11 protein-coding genes and 1 pseudogene are annotated in these 14171 nt (G+C 73.9%); 5 read left to right on the top strand and 7 right to left on the bottom strand.

All coding sequences use genetic code 11. The annotated features are described in order from the left end of the window. Positions 1-207: 207 nt before the first annotated feature. Positions 208-993, bottom strand: a pseudogene (gene lipB / locus ACZ6AA_RS32265) (lipoyl(octanoyl) transferase LipB); the annotation flags it as partial. Between the two features lie 254 nt (positions 994-1247). Between lipB and ACZ6AA_RS32260 the strand changes: the two are divergent. Further along, on the top strand, positions 1248-2690 hold the full coding sequence (locus ACZ6AA_RS32260; RefSeq protein ID WP_087883783.1) for a regulator: 1443 nt from the start codon (positions 1248-1250) through the stop codon (positions 2688-2690). Here ACZ6AA_RS32260 and ACZ6AA_RS32255 read toward each other — a convergent pair. The 3 genes from ACZ6AA_RS32255 to ACZ6AA_RS32245 all read right to left on the bottom strand — a co-directional run bounded on the left by ACZ6AA_RS32255 (position 2687) and on the right by ACZ6AA_RS32245 (position 7768). Further along, entirely contained in the window at positions 2687-4819 is a 2133-nt protein-coding gene (locus tag ACZ6AA_RS32255; protein ID WP_471461879.1) for a family 20 glycosylhydrolase, read from the bottom strand. The two genes, ACZ6AA_RS32260 and ACZ6AA_RS32255, sit on opposite strands and share 4 nt — an antisense overlap. A gap of 343 nt (positions 4820-5162) precedes the next feature. Continuing rightward, the gene (locus ACZ6AA_RS32250) at positions 5163-6566 is read right to left on the bottom strand and encodes an NAD(P)/FAD-dependent oxidoreductase (protein WP_468481013.1); all 1404 of its coding nucleotides are present in this window, start codon (positions 6564-6566) and stop codon (positions 5163-5165) included. A 179-nt stretch (positions 6567-6745) separates the two neighbouring features. Continuing rightward, positions 6746-7768: a TIGR01777 family oxidoreductase gene (locus ACZ6AA_RS32245; RefSeq protein ID WP_471461876.1), complete on the bottom strand. Its 1023-nt coding sequence runs from the start codon at positions 7766-7768 to the stop codon at positions 6746-6748. Between the two features lie 62 nt (positions 7769-7830). Between ACZ6AA_RS32245 and ACZ6AA_RS32240 the strand changes: the two genes are divergently transcribed. Further along, on the top strand, positions 7831-8319 hold the full coding sequence (locus ACZ6AA_RS32240) for a GNAT family N-acetyltransferase (RefSeq protein WP_471461874.1): 489 nt from the start codon (positions 7831-7833) through the stop codon (positions 8317-8319). A gap of 200 nt (positions 8320-8519) precedes the next feature. After that, entirely contained in the window at positions 8520-9656 is a 1137-nt protein-coding gene (locus ACZ6AA_RS32235) for a PP2C family protein-serine/threonine phosphatase (RefSeq protein WP_468449245.1), read from the top strand. Positions 9657-9772: 116 nt separating this feature from the next. On the opposite strand, the gene ACZ6AA_RS32230 is transcribed toward ACZ6AA_RS32235, so the two are convergent. Continuing rightward, positions 9773-10429 (bottom strand): TetR/AcrR family transcriptional regulator, encoded by a 657-nt coding sequence (locus tag ACZ6AA_RS32230; RefSeq protein ID WP_468481015.1) that lies wholly within the window; start codon positions 10427-10429, stop codon positions 9773-9775. A gap of 140 nt (positions 10430-10569) precedes the next feature. Here ACZ6AA_RS32230 and ACZ6AA_RS32225 point away from each other — a divergent pair, with 140 nt between their 5' ends. Continuing rightward, the gene (locus tag ACZ6AA_RS32225; RefSeq protein ID WP_468449241.1) at positions 10570-11361 is read left to right on the top strand and encodes an SDR family NAD(P)-dependent oxidoreductase; all 792 of its coding nucleotides are present in this window, start codon (positions 10570-10572) and stop codon (positions 11359-11361) included. Positions 11362-11403: 42 nt separating this feature from the next. Here ACZ6AA_RS32225 and ACZ6AA_RS32220 read toward each other — a convergent pair whose 3' ends face one another. After that, positions 11404-11925 (bottom strand): DUF4240 domain-containing protein, encoded by a 522-nt coding sequence (locus ACZ6AA_RS32220; RefSeq protein WP_468450125.1) that lies wholly within the window; start codon positions 11923-11925, stop codon positions 11404-11406. Between the two features lie 133 nt (positions 11926-12058). Here ACZ6AA_RS32220 and ACZ6AA_RS32215 point away from each other — a divergent pair, with 133 nt between their 5' ends. Next, a complete protein-coding gene (locus ACZ6AA_RS32215) occupies positions 12059-13102 on the top strand; it encodes an SDR family oxidoreductase (RefSeq protein ID WP_468449239.1) in 1044 nt (347 codons plus the stop codon). Here ACZ6AA_RS32215 and ACZ6AA_RS32210 read toward each other — a convergent pair. Further along, positions 13093-14142 carry a helix-turn-helix transcriptional regulator gene (locus tag ACZ6AA_RS32210; protein WP_471461870.1) on the bottom strand — a complete coding sequence of 350 codons (1050 nt, stop codon included), beginning with the start codon at positions 14140-14142 and terminating at the stop codon, positions 13093-13095. The genes ACZ6AA_RS32215 and ACZ6AA_RS32210 overlap by 10 nt on opposite strands. Positions 14143-14171: the final 29 nt, after the last annotated feature.

Below are 14171 nucleotides of genomic sequence, written 5' to 3'. Positions count from 1 at the left end.
CTCTTTGGGGTCTTTGTTTTGGGCGGCTCCGTCTCTTCATAGCCGCGCTTCTCCCCCCCTTAACCCCCTCCTCCCCCGCCCAAGGTCTTTCCCCCTCCCCTTCGTTTCGGGTCCGGGGGGCGGGGGGGGGGGGTTTTGGGGGCCCCTGCCTCCTCCCGGGAGGGCCCCGGCACCTTGGGGGGGGGCCCCCCCCCCCCCCGAGGCAGGCTTCTCCACCACTCGCGGCTTGAGATCCGCGTTCTCCAGTACGTCCCGCAGATGCCTCTCGGCCACCGGCAGCACGTCCGCGATCGTGAGGTCGCGGCCCACCTCGTGCGCGATGGACGTCACACCCGCGTCGCGGATGCCGCACGGCACGATCCGGTCGAACCAGGTGTTGTCCGGGTTCACGTTCAGCGCGAAGCCGTGCATGGTCACGCCCTTGGCGACGCGGATGCCGATCGCGGCGACCTTGCGGTCCTCGCGGCGCTGGCCGGCGTTGGAGGGCGCGTACTCCGGGCCGTTGAGGCGGGGGTCGAACTCGTCGTCCGTGAGGCGCGGATCGAAGTCGAGGCTGAGCCCGCCGAGGGCCGGGCGCGACTCCACCGGATCACCGAGGACCCATACGCCGCTGCGTCCCTCGACGCGCGTGGTTTCGAGACCGAACTCGGCACACGTTCGGATAAGTGCGTCTTCCAGGCGGCGTACGTGTGCTACGACGTCCACCGGACGCGGCAGCTTCTGGATCGGGTAGCCCACGAGCTGGCCCGGACCGTGCCAGGTGATCTTGCCGCCGCGGTCCACGTCCACCACCGGGGTGCCGTCCAGCGGGCGCTCGCTGTCCTCGGTCCTGCGGCCCGCCGTGTACACCGGCGGGTGCTCCAGGAGCAGGCAGGTGTCCGGGACCTCGTCCGCGAAGCGGGCCGCGTGCACCCGTCGCTGCTCGTCCCAGGCCTCCTGGTACTCGACGGACTCCGGACCGAATCCCAGCCGGATGAATCGAATCTCGCCCACGGCACGTGCCTCCCTAGAACCATCCGCGTGCACCGGACCCGCGCCTGCACGGAAACCTTCACTGTGCACGGATCGCGCCCCTGCCACTGTACGTCCGGCGGAATCCCGTCAGCCCTCCGGTCAATCCTCACACGATCGGATGAATGCAGCTTGAAGGCCGAGATGGGGGCCGTACGGGCCGCTACATTCGCGCCGTTCACGAGGCCATAAGGGCTGCTCAAGGCAGGCCCGGAAGGCAGGAGACCGCACAGCTGATGACGGAACGACCCCCGCAGCGCACCCCCAACCGCCAGCTAGCCGCGCTCATCGCGGAAGCCGGGTTCTCCAATGCGGGCCTGGCGCGCCGCGTCGATCAGCTAGGGCTCGAGCACGGTCTCGATCTCAGGTACGACAAGACATCGGTGACACGCTGGCTCAGAGGCCAGCAGCCCCGCGGCACGACCCCCGCACTGATCGCGGAGGTCTTCACCCGGCGCCTCGGCCGGCGCCTGTCCGCACAGGACCTCGGGCTCGACGCGTGCGCGCCCGTCTACGCGGGCCTGGAGTTCGCGTCCTCGCCCGAGGAAGCCGTCGACATCGTCGGCGGCCTGTGGCGCAAGGACTCCGGCAGCCACGCCGAGCTGCGCAAGATCGCTTTCACCCCGGCCGGGCTCGTGGTGCCGAGCCGGGACTGGCTGATCGGCCGCGCCGACGAGCGCGTCGCCCGCGGCGAGCCGCCGCAGACACCCCGCGTGCCCCCGCAGGGCCGCCCGATCGTGCCCCGGCAGCGCCGCGACACCGACCGGGGGCCCGGCCACCGGGTCACCGGCGGCGACATCGCGGCCCTGCGCTCCGTCGGCGAGCTGTTCCGCGCCCTGGACCACGCCTACGGCGGCGGGCACGCCCGCCAGGCCCTGGTGCGGTACCTGGAGCACGAGGCCGAGCCGATGCTCCGCGGCACCTACGGCGAGCAGGCCGGGCGGCGCCTGTTCGCGGCCGCCGCCGACCTGACCCGGCTCGCGGGCTGGACGTCGTACGACATCGCCGCGCACGGGCTCGCCCAGCGGTACTTCGTGCAGGCGCTGCGCCTGTCGCAGGCCGCGGGCGACCGGGCGTACGGCAGCTACGTCCTGGTCACCATGAGCCGCCAGGCCGTCTACCTCGGCCACGGCCGCGAAGCCGTGCAGCTCGCCCGCGTCGCCCAGCAGGGCGTCGGCTCCTCGGCGCCGCCCGTCGTGCAGGCCCTGCTGCACGCCGTCGAGGCGCGCGGGCACGGGGTGCTCGGCGAGGTGCGGGCCTGCTCGGCGTCCATGGTGCGCGCCGAGCGCGCCCTGGAGACCGCCCGGCCCGGCGACGAGGTCCCGTACTGGGCGCGGTTCTTCGACGAGGCACAGCTCGCCGACGAGTTCGCGCACTGCAACCGCGATCTCCAGCAGTACCGCGCGGCCGCGCAGCACGCCGAGCGCTCCCTGCAACTGCGCGCCCCCGGCTACGCCCGCAGCAGGCTCTTCTGCCGCGTCGTCCTGGCCTCCGCGCGCCTCGGCCTCGGCGAGCTGGAACAGGCCTGCCAACTGGGCGCGGAGGCGGCCCAGGCGGCGGGCGAGATGCGATCGGTGCGTGCGGTGGAGTACGTACGCGACTTCGAGCGCCGCCTGGAGCCGTATCGGGACGCGGCGCCGGTGCGGGGGTATCGCGACCGGGTCGCGGCGCTGGGCTAGTGGGGGCGGGGGCGGCCGTTCGTGGCCGCCCCCGACCGGGCGACGTCCTCGGGCCCCCTCGCCACGTCCCACGTGGCGAGGTCGTCCAGGTCCCCGCGCAGCGAGGCCCGCTCCGTACCGATGGACCGCATCGGCAACGGAATCGACGCGGGGACGGCCCCGACCCGCACCCCGTCCGCGTACAGGACCGTGCGACCGGGCGAGGCGACCCACGTCAGCTGCACCCACCGGTCCAGCGGCAGGGCGTACGGAAAGCTGAAGTCGGCCTCTCCGTAGCGGGTGAAGCCCACCCGGCCCGTGCCGTGCTGCATGAGCTTCAAGGCCCCCGCCCTGGAGCTCAGCAGCACCTGGTCGTCCGTCCGCGCCGTCGCCCGGACCCGCACCGACACGGTCCAGGGCTCCGCCACGTCCACACCGCCGAAGCCGACCCCGTCCCGGTCCGAGTCGAAGCGCCACGCCTGCCCGCGCACGCCGGGCACGGGCGTGGGGTTGTCGATGATGTACGAGGTGCCCGGCAGGTCGCCCGCCACGTCCTCGGCGAAGATCGTGTTGCCGGGGCTGCCCGCGTACGTCCAGCCCTTCGGGTACGCGGCGTCGTCGAAGGTCCAGTGGTGGCTCGGCCGGTCCTGTACGCGGGGGCGGGTGCGCGCGGGCGTGGTGCCCGGGGGGTCGCCGACGCGGGCTGCGCGGGCCCGGAAGCCGGCGAGCGTGTCCGGCGTCGGGGAGCCGTTCCAGGCGCGGTCGGCGAGGATCGCGCGGGGGCCCGCCAGGTGCTGCTCGACGTATGCGTCGTCGGCCCAGAAGTTGTAGTCCGCCCAGTTCACGACGCCGGAGCCGAGCATGTCGGGGGCGGTGCTCGGTGCCCAGGAGTCGTACATCCAGGGCTCGTCGGGGTACTTGTGGTGGTAGTTGTTCGGGGTGTTGTAGAAGGGGCCGATGGCGATCTCGTCATGGCCCGGAATGGCGGGCTCCGCGCCGGTGCCCTCCCAGGTGAGGAAGACGACCGGGGCGTGCACGCGCTGCTGCGGCGCGGCCAGGTGCTCGGAGCCGTTGTAGACGGCGGTGCGCTTGCCGTGCGAAGTGACCACGTCGTCCAGGGTGTTGATGTACCGGTTGAGCAGGTCACCGAGCGTCGAGACGTCGGGCGCTGCGGCCAGGTGCTCCTTCACGCGCGGGCACGCGGCGAGCTGACCCGGCACCTCCTCCGCGCCGATCGAGAACAGCGGCGCGTCGAACCAGCCCGCGAACTCGTCGACGATCTCCTTGCTCTTGGCGATCGCCTTCTCGCTGGTCATGTCGATGATCCAGTCCGGCGTGAGGTGGGAGTGCGTATGGGCCCCCGTGCACGCGCCCGGCCCCGAGCCGAAGCCGATGCCGAACGCCTCGCTGATCACCGTGGCGTGACCGGGCAGTTCGAGACCCGGCATCACCTGCACGTGATGCCGCGCGGCGAAGGCCTTCAACTCCTCGATGTCGGCGCGGCTGTAGCTGTGGTCGGGGTCGGCGAGCCCGGGGAAGCGCGGGCTGTACAGCCGGAAGCCCTCGGACTCCGACAGATGCAGGAACAGGGTGTTGAGCTTCTGATCGCCCATCCTGCGGATCAGGTTCTTCAGGTACGGGATCCGCCAGTACTTGCGCCCCGCGTCCAGGTGGACCATGCGGACCGCCTGCGCGGGCCGGTCGGCCGAGCGGGCGCGCGGGACGGCGCGGTGGTCGGCGGCGGTGGTGCGCAGGAGCTGGAGGAGGGTGCGGGTGCCGTAGTACAGGCCGTGCGTGGAGGCTGCGGACACGCGGACGGGGCCCGCGCTGTCGAAGCGGTAGCCCTCCGCCCGCGCCTCGGCGGGGGCGCCTTGGGCGGCGGCGAGCGTCAGGACGATGTCGTCCCGGTCCGGCCGCCCGCCCGCGACGACGCGTGGGGCGATCCCGGTGACCTGCTCGATCTCCGTACGCAGCCGAGTCGCCAGCGCGCGCACGGACTGGCGCGCGGGGCCCGGGAATTCGGCACGGCCGGACGGCAGCGCGGTGGCCGACGCCTGCCGGGGGTCGATCAGGACGCGGGTGCGGTGGGTGAGTTCGGTGCGCCCCGGGAGCGCGGTCCAGTCGGTGGGGCGGGGGATGGCGGACGGCATGCCGTTGTCCGGACGGAGCGTGCCTGTGCCGTCGCCCGGCCGGGGCGCGCCTGTGCTGTCATCCGGCCGGGGTGCGCCCCGGTCGTCGGCATGGGCAGTCGGCGCCGTCAGAGATCCCATGAATAGGCCCAGGATGAGTGTGATCACCGGCAAGGTGCGACGCACGTCAGTCCTCCCGCGGCTCGGTGGTCCGATGCCCGGATCCGCTGGGACGGTAGTGCTGCGCGGGGTCGGTGACAAGACCGCGGGACGGCTGAAGCCCCCGCGTGGGGGGCGCGGGGGCCTAGGGGGAGCCGGTCCGACGGGTCGGACAGGTCCGATGAGTGAGCCCCGGGAAGGGGCCTCAGGCGGCAGCGGGCAGTGACTCCTCCGTGGCGGCGGGGCGGATGCCGAGGTCGGCGAGCGCGGCGTGCGCCGCCCTGCGCCCGGAGTGCAGCGCGCCCTGCACCGTGCTGGTGTCGCGGTGGTCGCCGCACACGTAGAGCCCCGCCAACAGCCGTACGGGACGGCGCAGATCGTGCGGCGGCGGCATCGCGGGCACCGCCTCGCGCGTGCGGTGCACGGCAAGCGGCTCCCAGCGGTCGGTCGGCGTGCCGTACAGCTTCGCGAGATGGCCGAGCACGGACCGCTCCAGGTCGTCCGGGGGCGTGCCGAGGACGGTCGAGGACACCAGGGTCCGGCCCGCGGGCGCGCGCGTGGGGTCGACGTGGCTGACGACGGCCGTGTGGGAGACGGGGCCCTCGCGGTCGGCGTCCAGGAGGAGCGCGGGTCCGGCGAGCGGCGGCTCAGGGACCGCGTGGTGCACCACGGTGACCGGGTGGAACGGCGGTACGCGCAGGCCCGGGAGGAGTTCGGCGGCGGCGCGGGCGTCCGTGGCCAGCAGGACACCGGCGCAGGTCAGTTCGCCGTGCTCGGCGGTGGTGACGCGGTTCGCGGACACCGAGGTGACGCGGACGCCGGTCTGTACGGTCCCGGGCGGCAGCGCGGCCGCGAGCAGCTCCGGCAGGGCGTCGGCGCCGCCTTCGGGCAGGCACAGGCGGCCGCGCGCGAAGGCGTGCAGGGCGAGGTCGGCGCACCGGCTCGACGTCGTCAGGTCCGGGTCGCACAGCAGCGCCGACAGGAGCGGGCGCAGGAACCCCTCGATGGTGCGCGCGGGCAGCCCGCGCGCGGACAGGGCCTGGGCCGCGGGCAGTTCGGGGCGCGCGAGGAGCCGTCGCACGGGGGTCGCCGCGATCCGGGCGAGCGCCGCGCCGAGGCGGGCCTGGTCGAGTGCGCCGCCCAGCGGTGCGGTGCGGGACGGCGGCCTGGAGGGCCACGGCGTGGTCCTGGACGGGGGTCGGGGCGGGGCGCCCGGAGCCGTGCGGGCGGGCCGCGGCACCCGGGGGGCGCTCGCGAGGGCGCGCGCCGCCGTGAGTGCGCCCCTCGCGCTCCGCCCGCCGCTCGGCTCCACCATGCGGTGGTGCCTGCCGGCGCTGTGCACCAGCAGACCGGGGGCGAAGGGGCGCAGAACGAGTGCGTCGAGACCGGGCGTGTGACGCAGTTCCGGATACGACGTGGTCAGCAGTTGCCCGATCCTGTCGAGCCGGAAGCCGTCCACCTTCTCGGTGGACATCCGGCCGCCGACGTAAGGGGCGGCCTCCAGGACAACGGTCGTTACACCGGCGCTGGTCAGCTGGTGGGCGGCCGACAGTCCCGCGACCCCGGCTCCCACGATGACGACATCCACATGGTGCGCAGGCTCTGGCACGTGCTCCTCCCGGAGGTTGCGCGGCTCGCTCGACTGCTGGGGAGCCTTATGCCCTCACGAGGGCGGTGGAATCCCCGAGTTCCGGTCGAGGGTAGGAGCGTGGACGGCCGCTGGGAGTCGCGCATGGACCGGGCACGGACGCACGGTGGTCGCACGGCCGGGCGGGGGTGGTCCGGGCGTCAGGCCAGCGCGGCCCTGACGGCGTCCTCGATGCCGGGGTGGGTGAACGCGAACCCGGACTCCGTGAGCCGCGTGGGCAGGACGCGCTGGCTGCCGAGGACGTCCCCCGCCATCTCGCCGAGGACCACCCGCAGCGCGGGCGCGGGCGCGGTGAACACCGTCGGGCGGTGCAGCACCCGGCCCATGGTGGCCGTCACCTCGCGGTTGGTGACCGGCACCGGGGCCGTCAGGTTGAACGGCCCCGACAGGTCGTCCCGCGCGAGCAGATGCCGCAGCGCCGCCACCTCGTCGTAGAGCGCGATGAAGCTCCAGTACTGCCGGCCGCTGCCGAGCCGCCCGCCGAGACCCGCCTTGAAGAGCGGGAACATCCGCCCCCAGGCACCGCCCCCGCGCGCGACGACCAGGCCGGTGCGCGTGAACACCGTGCGCACCCCCGCGTCCTGGGCCGCCGCGGCCGCCTTCTCCCACGCCACGCACATCGACGGCAGGAACCCCTCTCCAGGAGGGGCCGTCTCGTCCACCGCGCGCTGACCGGTGTCTCCGTAGTAGCCGATCGCGCTGCCGTTCAGGAACACCCGGGGCGGCTCGTCGAGGGCCGCCACGGCGGCCGCGAGCGTCCTGGTGCCGAGCACCCTGCTGTCGTGCAGCTCGCGCTTGTACGCGTCGTTCCAGCGCCGGTCGCCGATGCCCGCGCCCGCCAGGTTCACGACGGCGTCGCAGCCCGCGAGCCCGGCGGCGTCGACGTACCCCTCCTTGGGGTCCCAGCGCACCTCGTCCTTCGCACGCGGGACCCGGCGCACCAGCCGGACCACCTCGTGGCCGTCGTCCGACAGCGAGCGCGTGAGCGCGGAGCCGATGAGGCCGGAGGCGCCGGACACGGCGACGCGGCGCGGCTTGTGCGAGGGCTCCGCCGGGTTCACCTGGTCCTCCTCGTTCACCTGGTCCTCCTGGCTCTCCTGGTTCACGAGGTTCGCCTGGGCCGCCGGATCCGTCGACTCCGGGGGCGACACGTGCTGCTCCATGGGGCCATCCTGCCGTGAAAGGGACGGTTGTGCCGTCGTACGCCCGCCGTACAGTGGCGCTCATGCAGCAGACGTACATACGCACCGCGCGGGCCGACGACGATGCCGCCCTGGCCCGCATGGACCGTGCGAACTGGTCCACCGTGCACTCCGTGCAGCCGCGTCCGCAGCCACCCTACGAGCCGTTCTTCTCCGACCGCTTCGGCCCCCGCGACCACTTGGTCGCCGAGCTCGACGGGCACGTCGTCGGCTACATAAGGCTCGGGTTCCCCACCCCGCTCGCCGTGAACGCGCACGTGCGCCAGATCCTGGGCTTCGTCGTCGCCGACGAGGTGCGCGGCAAGGGCGTGGGGCGCGAGCTGCTCCAGGCCGCGGTGGCGGAGGCGCGCCGCCAGGGCGCGCGCCGCATCACGCTGCGGGTGCTCGGGCACAACACCGCGGCGCGCACGCTCTACGAGTCCGAGGGATTCGTGACCGAGGGCGTGCTGCCCGGCGAGTTCCTCCTGGACGGCCGATACGTGGACGACGTCCTGATGGGCCGCCCCCTCTGACACCGGGCCGCCGGGGCCCGGGCGGCCGCCCTCCGGAGCGCCCGCCCGGCACACCTGACGGACCGGCCCGGCGTGCGCCCGCCACGCGCGCGTAGGAGCGTGGACACGTCCTCCGCTGAGCGTGGACGCGTGTACCGCGCGCGGGGACGCGTCCTGTGCGGGCGTGGGCACGTCCTCCGGCCCGCGGGGAAGGAGCACCGATGATCAGGGCCGCGGCCAGGCGCCGAAGCGCGCGGGAGGCGGGCTGGCACCGCGGTGCGCCGACGCCTCCCTGGGCGCGCTGGCCCGCGCCGGTGCTCCTGGTCCTGACCTGCGTCATCCAGCTCGCGACCCCCAAGACGCTGGACCTCAGCTTCCTGCTCGCCGCCGTACCGCCGCTCGCCGCCCTCGCCTACGGGCCCGCGGCCACCGCGCTCCTCGGCGGTACCGTCCTGCTGCTGCTCTCCCTGCCGCACTACGACCTGGGGCACCCCGGGGAGAGCGACACCGCGACCGTCGCCTTCGTGGCGGTGCTCAGCGTGCTCTTCGCCTGGGTGCGCAGCCGCCGCGACGCCCAGCTCGTCACCGTCCGCACGGTCGCCGAGGCGGCCCAGTTCGCGGTCCTGCCGCCGCTGCCGGAACGCGTGGGTCCGGTGCGCTGCGCGGGCCTGTACCGGGCGGCGCAGCGCGGCACTCTGGTCGGCGGTGACCTCTTCGACGTGCGCAGGGGGCCCTGCGGGGTGCGGGCCCTGGTCGGGGACGTGCAGGGGCACGGGCTCGCGGCCGTCGGGACCGTCGCGGCGCTGCTCGGCGCCTTCCGGGAGGCGGTCCTCGACCAGGGCGACCTGGAGGGTGTCGCCGCGCGCCTGGACCGGCGCCTGGTCATCGACTCCGAAGACGCCGAACACGGCGAGCCCGGCGAACTCTTCGCCACCGCCGTCCTCCTGGAGTTCGGCGCCACGGCCGGCGAACTGCGCCTCGTCTCCTGCGGCCACCCGCCACCCCTGCTGCTGCGCGACGGCGCGGTCACCGAACTCGACGTCACGCCCGGCCCGCCCCTCGGCCTCGGCATCGCGGGCGTGGCACCGCCCGAGCCCGTCGTCGTCGGCCTCAAGCCCGGCGACTGGCTGCTGACCGTCACGGACGGCGTGACCGAGGCGAGGGACGCGGCCGGGGTCTTCTATCCGCTGGTGGAGCGGCTTCCCGCGATCTTCGCGGCGGAGCGGCGCGATCCGGCAGCCTTCACCGACGCGATCTGGAGCGATCTGGTCCGGTTCTCCGGTGGGGTACGGGACGACGTGGCGCTGCTGGTGTTCGTGGTGGAGGAAGAGGGGGCGGGCGCCGCGGCGGGGGCGTAGCGGGGTGGTGCGGGGTTTCGGGGTGAGGGTGCAGCGGGGTGGTGCGGGCTTCCGGGGCGGGGCGGGCGCCCGGGACGGGGCAGGCGCCCGGGGCGGGCCTTTGGTGGCCGACCGCCTCATCCCTCCAGGAGTCTGAGGCCGCCCGTCAGCTCGCGCAGGCAGCGGACCGCCAGCTCCGCGGGGGAGTGGGGGCCGCGCGGCGGGGCGTCCGTGGCGGCCCAGGTCTCCAGGGCGATCCGGATGGCGTCGGTGGCGGCCGCGGCGGCGAGCCGCACCTCCAGCTCGTCGGCGCCCTCGCCCACGAGCCGGGCGAGCACCGGGACCAGCTGCTCCTCGGACTCCTGGTTCACCCGGTACCAGACCGCGCGCAGGGCCGGGTCGTCCTGGGCGGCGCGGAGCAGGCCGCGGGTCCACTCAAGGGCCTCGTCGGCGCGCGTGTCCACGGGGGTGAGGGCCTCGGCGATGGAGCGTTCGAGCGCCGTCGGCACCCCGGCGTCCAGGTCCGCCAGGCGGGCCCGCCACTCGGCGGCGCCCCCGGCGAGCAGCGGTGCGACCGCGTCCTGCTTGTTGCGGAAGTAGCGGTAGAAGGTGCGCAGCGCCACGCCCGCACGGTGCGCGATCTCCTCGGCGGTGGTGCCGTCCGGGCCCCGCTCGGCGAAGAGCTCGGCGGCGGCGCGGGCGATGTCGAGCTGCGTGGCCGCCTTGCGGCGCTCGGTCAGCGAGGGGCGGGTCGGCTGCGGCGCTCGCGTGGGCTGCGGCGGTTGGGTGCTCACGTTCGAAGCCTACGCGGGGCCCGGTCGTAATTCACGAATTGACGCTATGGCAAAACGTGCCACTAAGGCGTACATTGAAATCTGATGGACCGTGCCGGACCCGCAGCGGGCCCGGCTGTCCGAGCTGATCGGAGAGACCCATGAACCTGACGCGTTACGCGGACCGTCGCGCCCTCGTCACCGGCGGCGGCTCGGGCATCGGCCAAGCCACCGTGCTTCGCCTGCTCGCGGAGGGCGGCAGAGTGGTGGCCGCCGACGTCAGCGAGGCGGGCCTGAAGGACACGGAGCAGAAGGCGGGCGCCGACGCGGGCCGGCTGACGACGCTGCTGGTCGACGTCGCGGACGAGGCGTCGGTGCGCGCGGGCGTGGCCGCCGCGGCCGCCGCGCTCGGCGGCCTGGACGTGCTGGTCAACGCGGCGGGTGTGCTGCGCTCCTCGCACACGCACGAGACCAGCCTCGCCTCCTTCGAGCAGGTGCTCCGGATCAACCTGACGGGCACATTCCTGATGATCCGCGAGTCGATCCCGTTCCTGCTGGAGGGCGAGGACGCGGCCGTGGTCAACTTCAGCTCCACCTCGGCGGCGTTCGCCCATCCGTACATGGCGGCGTACGCGGCCAGCAAGGGCGGCATCCAGTCCATGACCCACGCCCTGGCGAGCGAGTACGCGAAGCGGGGCATCCGCTTCACCGCGGTCCAGCCCGGCTCCATCTCCAGCGGCATGACCGACGGCAGCGGCGCCAGCGGGCGGAGCCACGGCCCCGGCCTGCCCGAGGACGCGGACCTGAGCCTGTTCGCGAAGCTGGCCCCGGCGATCGGTCAGGGCTTCGCGGGCCCCGAGACGGTGGCGTCCGTCGTGGCGATGCTCGGGTCCGACGACGGCCGGTTCATCACGGGCACGGAGATACGGGTGGACGGGGGCACGCACTTCTGAGGAGACGGGCCGGATGACCTTCGGGGGCGCCCCGGGGCGGCGTCAGCGGGCCGCGAACCGCTCCCACAGCTTGGGGTAGCGCTCCGCGAGCACGCGGTCGTCCTCGAAGTCGAGCGGGGTGCCCTCCGGCTCCGGCGGGGCGGGCGCGATGCCGAGGTCGGGGGCGACGACGCCGGTCATCCGCTCGTAGGCCTCGTCGGCGGCGTAGCCCAGCTCCTCGCCGTCGCCGTCGATCTCGTCGTCGAAGTCGTCGAGGAGTTCCGCGAGCGAGTCCGGGTCGTGCACGGCGCCCTCGAAGACCTCCCGGCCCTGCCCGATCAGCCAGCACCGGAAGTAGTCGAAGGCGTCGTCGCTCGCCCCGTCGAGCACGATCCAGGCGGCGCCCCACAGATCCCACCGGTAGGCGCGGTTGTAGCGGGCCTCGAAGTGCCGCGCGAAGTCCAGGACGGCGTCCGGGTCGTATTCGAGGAGCTTGTCGATGACCAGCTCGGCCTGGTCCTCGGGGTCGCCCTCGGCGGCCTCGCGGGTGCTGTCCACGATCTCCCAGAACTCCGTCTCGTCCATCACGGGTCAAGCATCGGTCCTGGGGGGTGGGGGCGCACGCGGAGTGCGTCGGAATGCGGCTGTGTCGTTATGCGTGCACATGCCCGTGGAAAGACCGACAGGAGGTGTCGGCATTCGCTGCGAGGCTCCACACATGGAGAAGACACAGCAGTCGGCAGGCCCGGCGAGCGGAGCGGAGAACGAAGTGACGAAGCCGGAATCCGAGGAGACCGGGACAGCCGGGGCGGCCGTGGCGGCGGGGCAGGGTGACGGCCTCGCCGGGAAGATCGCGCTGGTGGCGGGGGCCACGCGTGGGGCCGGGCGGGCCATGGCGGTGGAGCTGGGCCGCGCGGGGGCGACCGTGTATGTGACGGGGCGGACGACGCGGCAGCACACGAGCGAGGTCGGCCGCACCAAGGAGACCATCGAGGGCACGGCGGAACTCGTCGACGCGGCGGGCGCCGAGGCGGGCACGGGCGGTACGGGGATCGCGGTGCCGACGGACCACCTCGACCCCGAGCAGGTGCGCGCGCTGGTCGAGCGGATCGAGCGGGAGCAGGGCCGCCTCGACATCCTGGTCAACGACATCTGGGGAGGTGACGTCCATGTCGAGTGGGACAAGAAGATGTGGGAGCACGACCTGGAGAAGGGCCTCAGGATCCTCCGCCTGGGCATGGAGACGCACATCGTCACCAGCCGCTTCGCGCTGCCGCTGCTGGTCCGCAACCCCGGCGGCCTCGTCGTCGAGGTGACCGACGGCACCGAGGAGTACAACCAGCGCTACCGCAAGCCGTTCTACTACGACCTGGCGAAGGCGGCCCCGCTGCGCATGGCCCGCGCGCTCGCGGAGGAGGTCAAGGAGTTCGACTGCACGGCGCTGTGCCTGACGCCGGGCTGGCTGCGCTCGGAGGCGATGCTCGACACGTATTTCAAGGTCACCGAGGACGACTGGCTGGCGGGCACCAAGCAGAACCCGCACTTCGCGATCTCCGAGACACCGACGTTCGTGGGCCGGGCCCTGGTCGCCCTCGCCTCCGACCCCGACGTGGCGCGGTGGAACGGCGCGTCCCTGTCCAGCGGCGGCCTCGCCAAGGAGTACGGCTTCACGGACGTGGACGGCTCGGCCCCGGACGCGTGGCGGTACATCACGGAGGTGGACCAGGAGAGCAAGGAGGCGGACGTGACGGGCTATCGGTAGAGGGCGGCCATGCGGGCAGCCGTCGCCGCCAGCCGGTCCCGCAGCTCCGGCGGCCCGAGGACCTCGGCGTCCGGGCCCAGCATGAGGAGCTGGGAGTAGGCGACCACGGTGGACTCGACGGGCAGGGTGATGGTGACCCAGCCCCGCTCGTCGGGTTCGGCGTCCGCCAGGGCCTCGTGGGCGGCGGCGCGGTTGGTGACGTAGGGGAGTTGCCGGGCGCCGTCGGGGGACAGGCGCAGGACGGCGTTGTCGCGCAGGAGGGCGCGGGCGAACTGGGCGGCGCGCTCCTCCCAGAAGCCGGGGAGGTCGAAGTCCTCGTCGCGCACGAAGCGGTTCTCGCCGTGGGGTTCGACGGAGGTGAACCGATCGATGCGGTAAACACGGTAGGAGCCGGAGCCGGAGCCGGAGCCGGAGCCGGAGCCGGAGCCGGAGCCGGAGCCGGAGCCGGAGCCCGAGCCGGAGCCCGAGCCGGGGTCCGGGACGCGGGCGCACAGGTACCAGACTCCCGCCTTCAGGACGAGGCCGTAGGGCTCCAGTTCGCGGCCGACCTCGGAGTCCTGGCGGCGGTAGCGGGCGATCAGGGGGCGGTCGTCCCACACGGCGTCCGCGACGGCGGGCAGCAGGGTTGGGGCGGGGGTCTCCTTGAACCAGCCCGGGGCGTCCAGGTGGAAGCGTTGGGCGGCGCTCTGGGAGGCGTCGCGCAAGGAGGGGAGGAGGGCGGCGGAGACCTTCAGGCGGGCGGCGGACGCGGCGTCCTCCAGGCCCATCTCGCGCAGCGCGCCCGGGACTCCGGACAGGAACAGCGCCTCGGCCTCGCTGCGGGCAAGCCCCGTCAGGCGGGTCCGATACCCCCCGATGAGGCGGTAGCCGCCCGCCCGGCCCCGGTCCGCGTACACCGGCACGCCCGCCTCCGACAGCGCCTGCGCGTCCCGAGTGATCGTGCGCTCCGAGACCTCCAGCTCCTCCGCGAGCTCGGCCGCGGTCATGGAGGCCCGCGCCTGAAGCAGAAGCACCATCTTGATGAGCCGGGCAGCGCGCATGCCCCCATGATGCCGCGCGCCCACACTCG

Source organism: Streptomyces sp. NPDC040610 (assembly GCF_055594065.1).
Note: the sequence above shows the minus strand (reverse complement) of the source record. Positions and strands in the feature narration are given on the sequence as shown.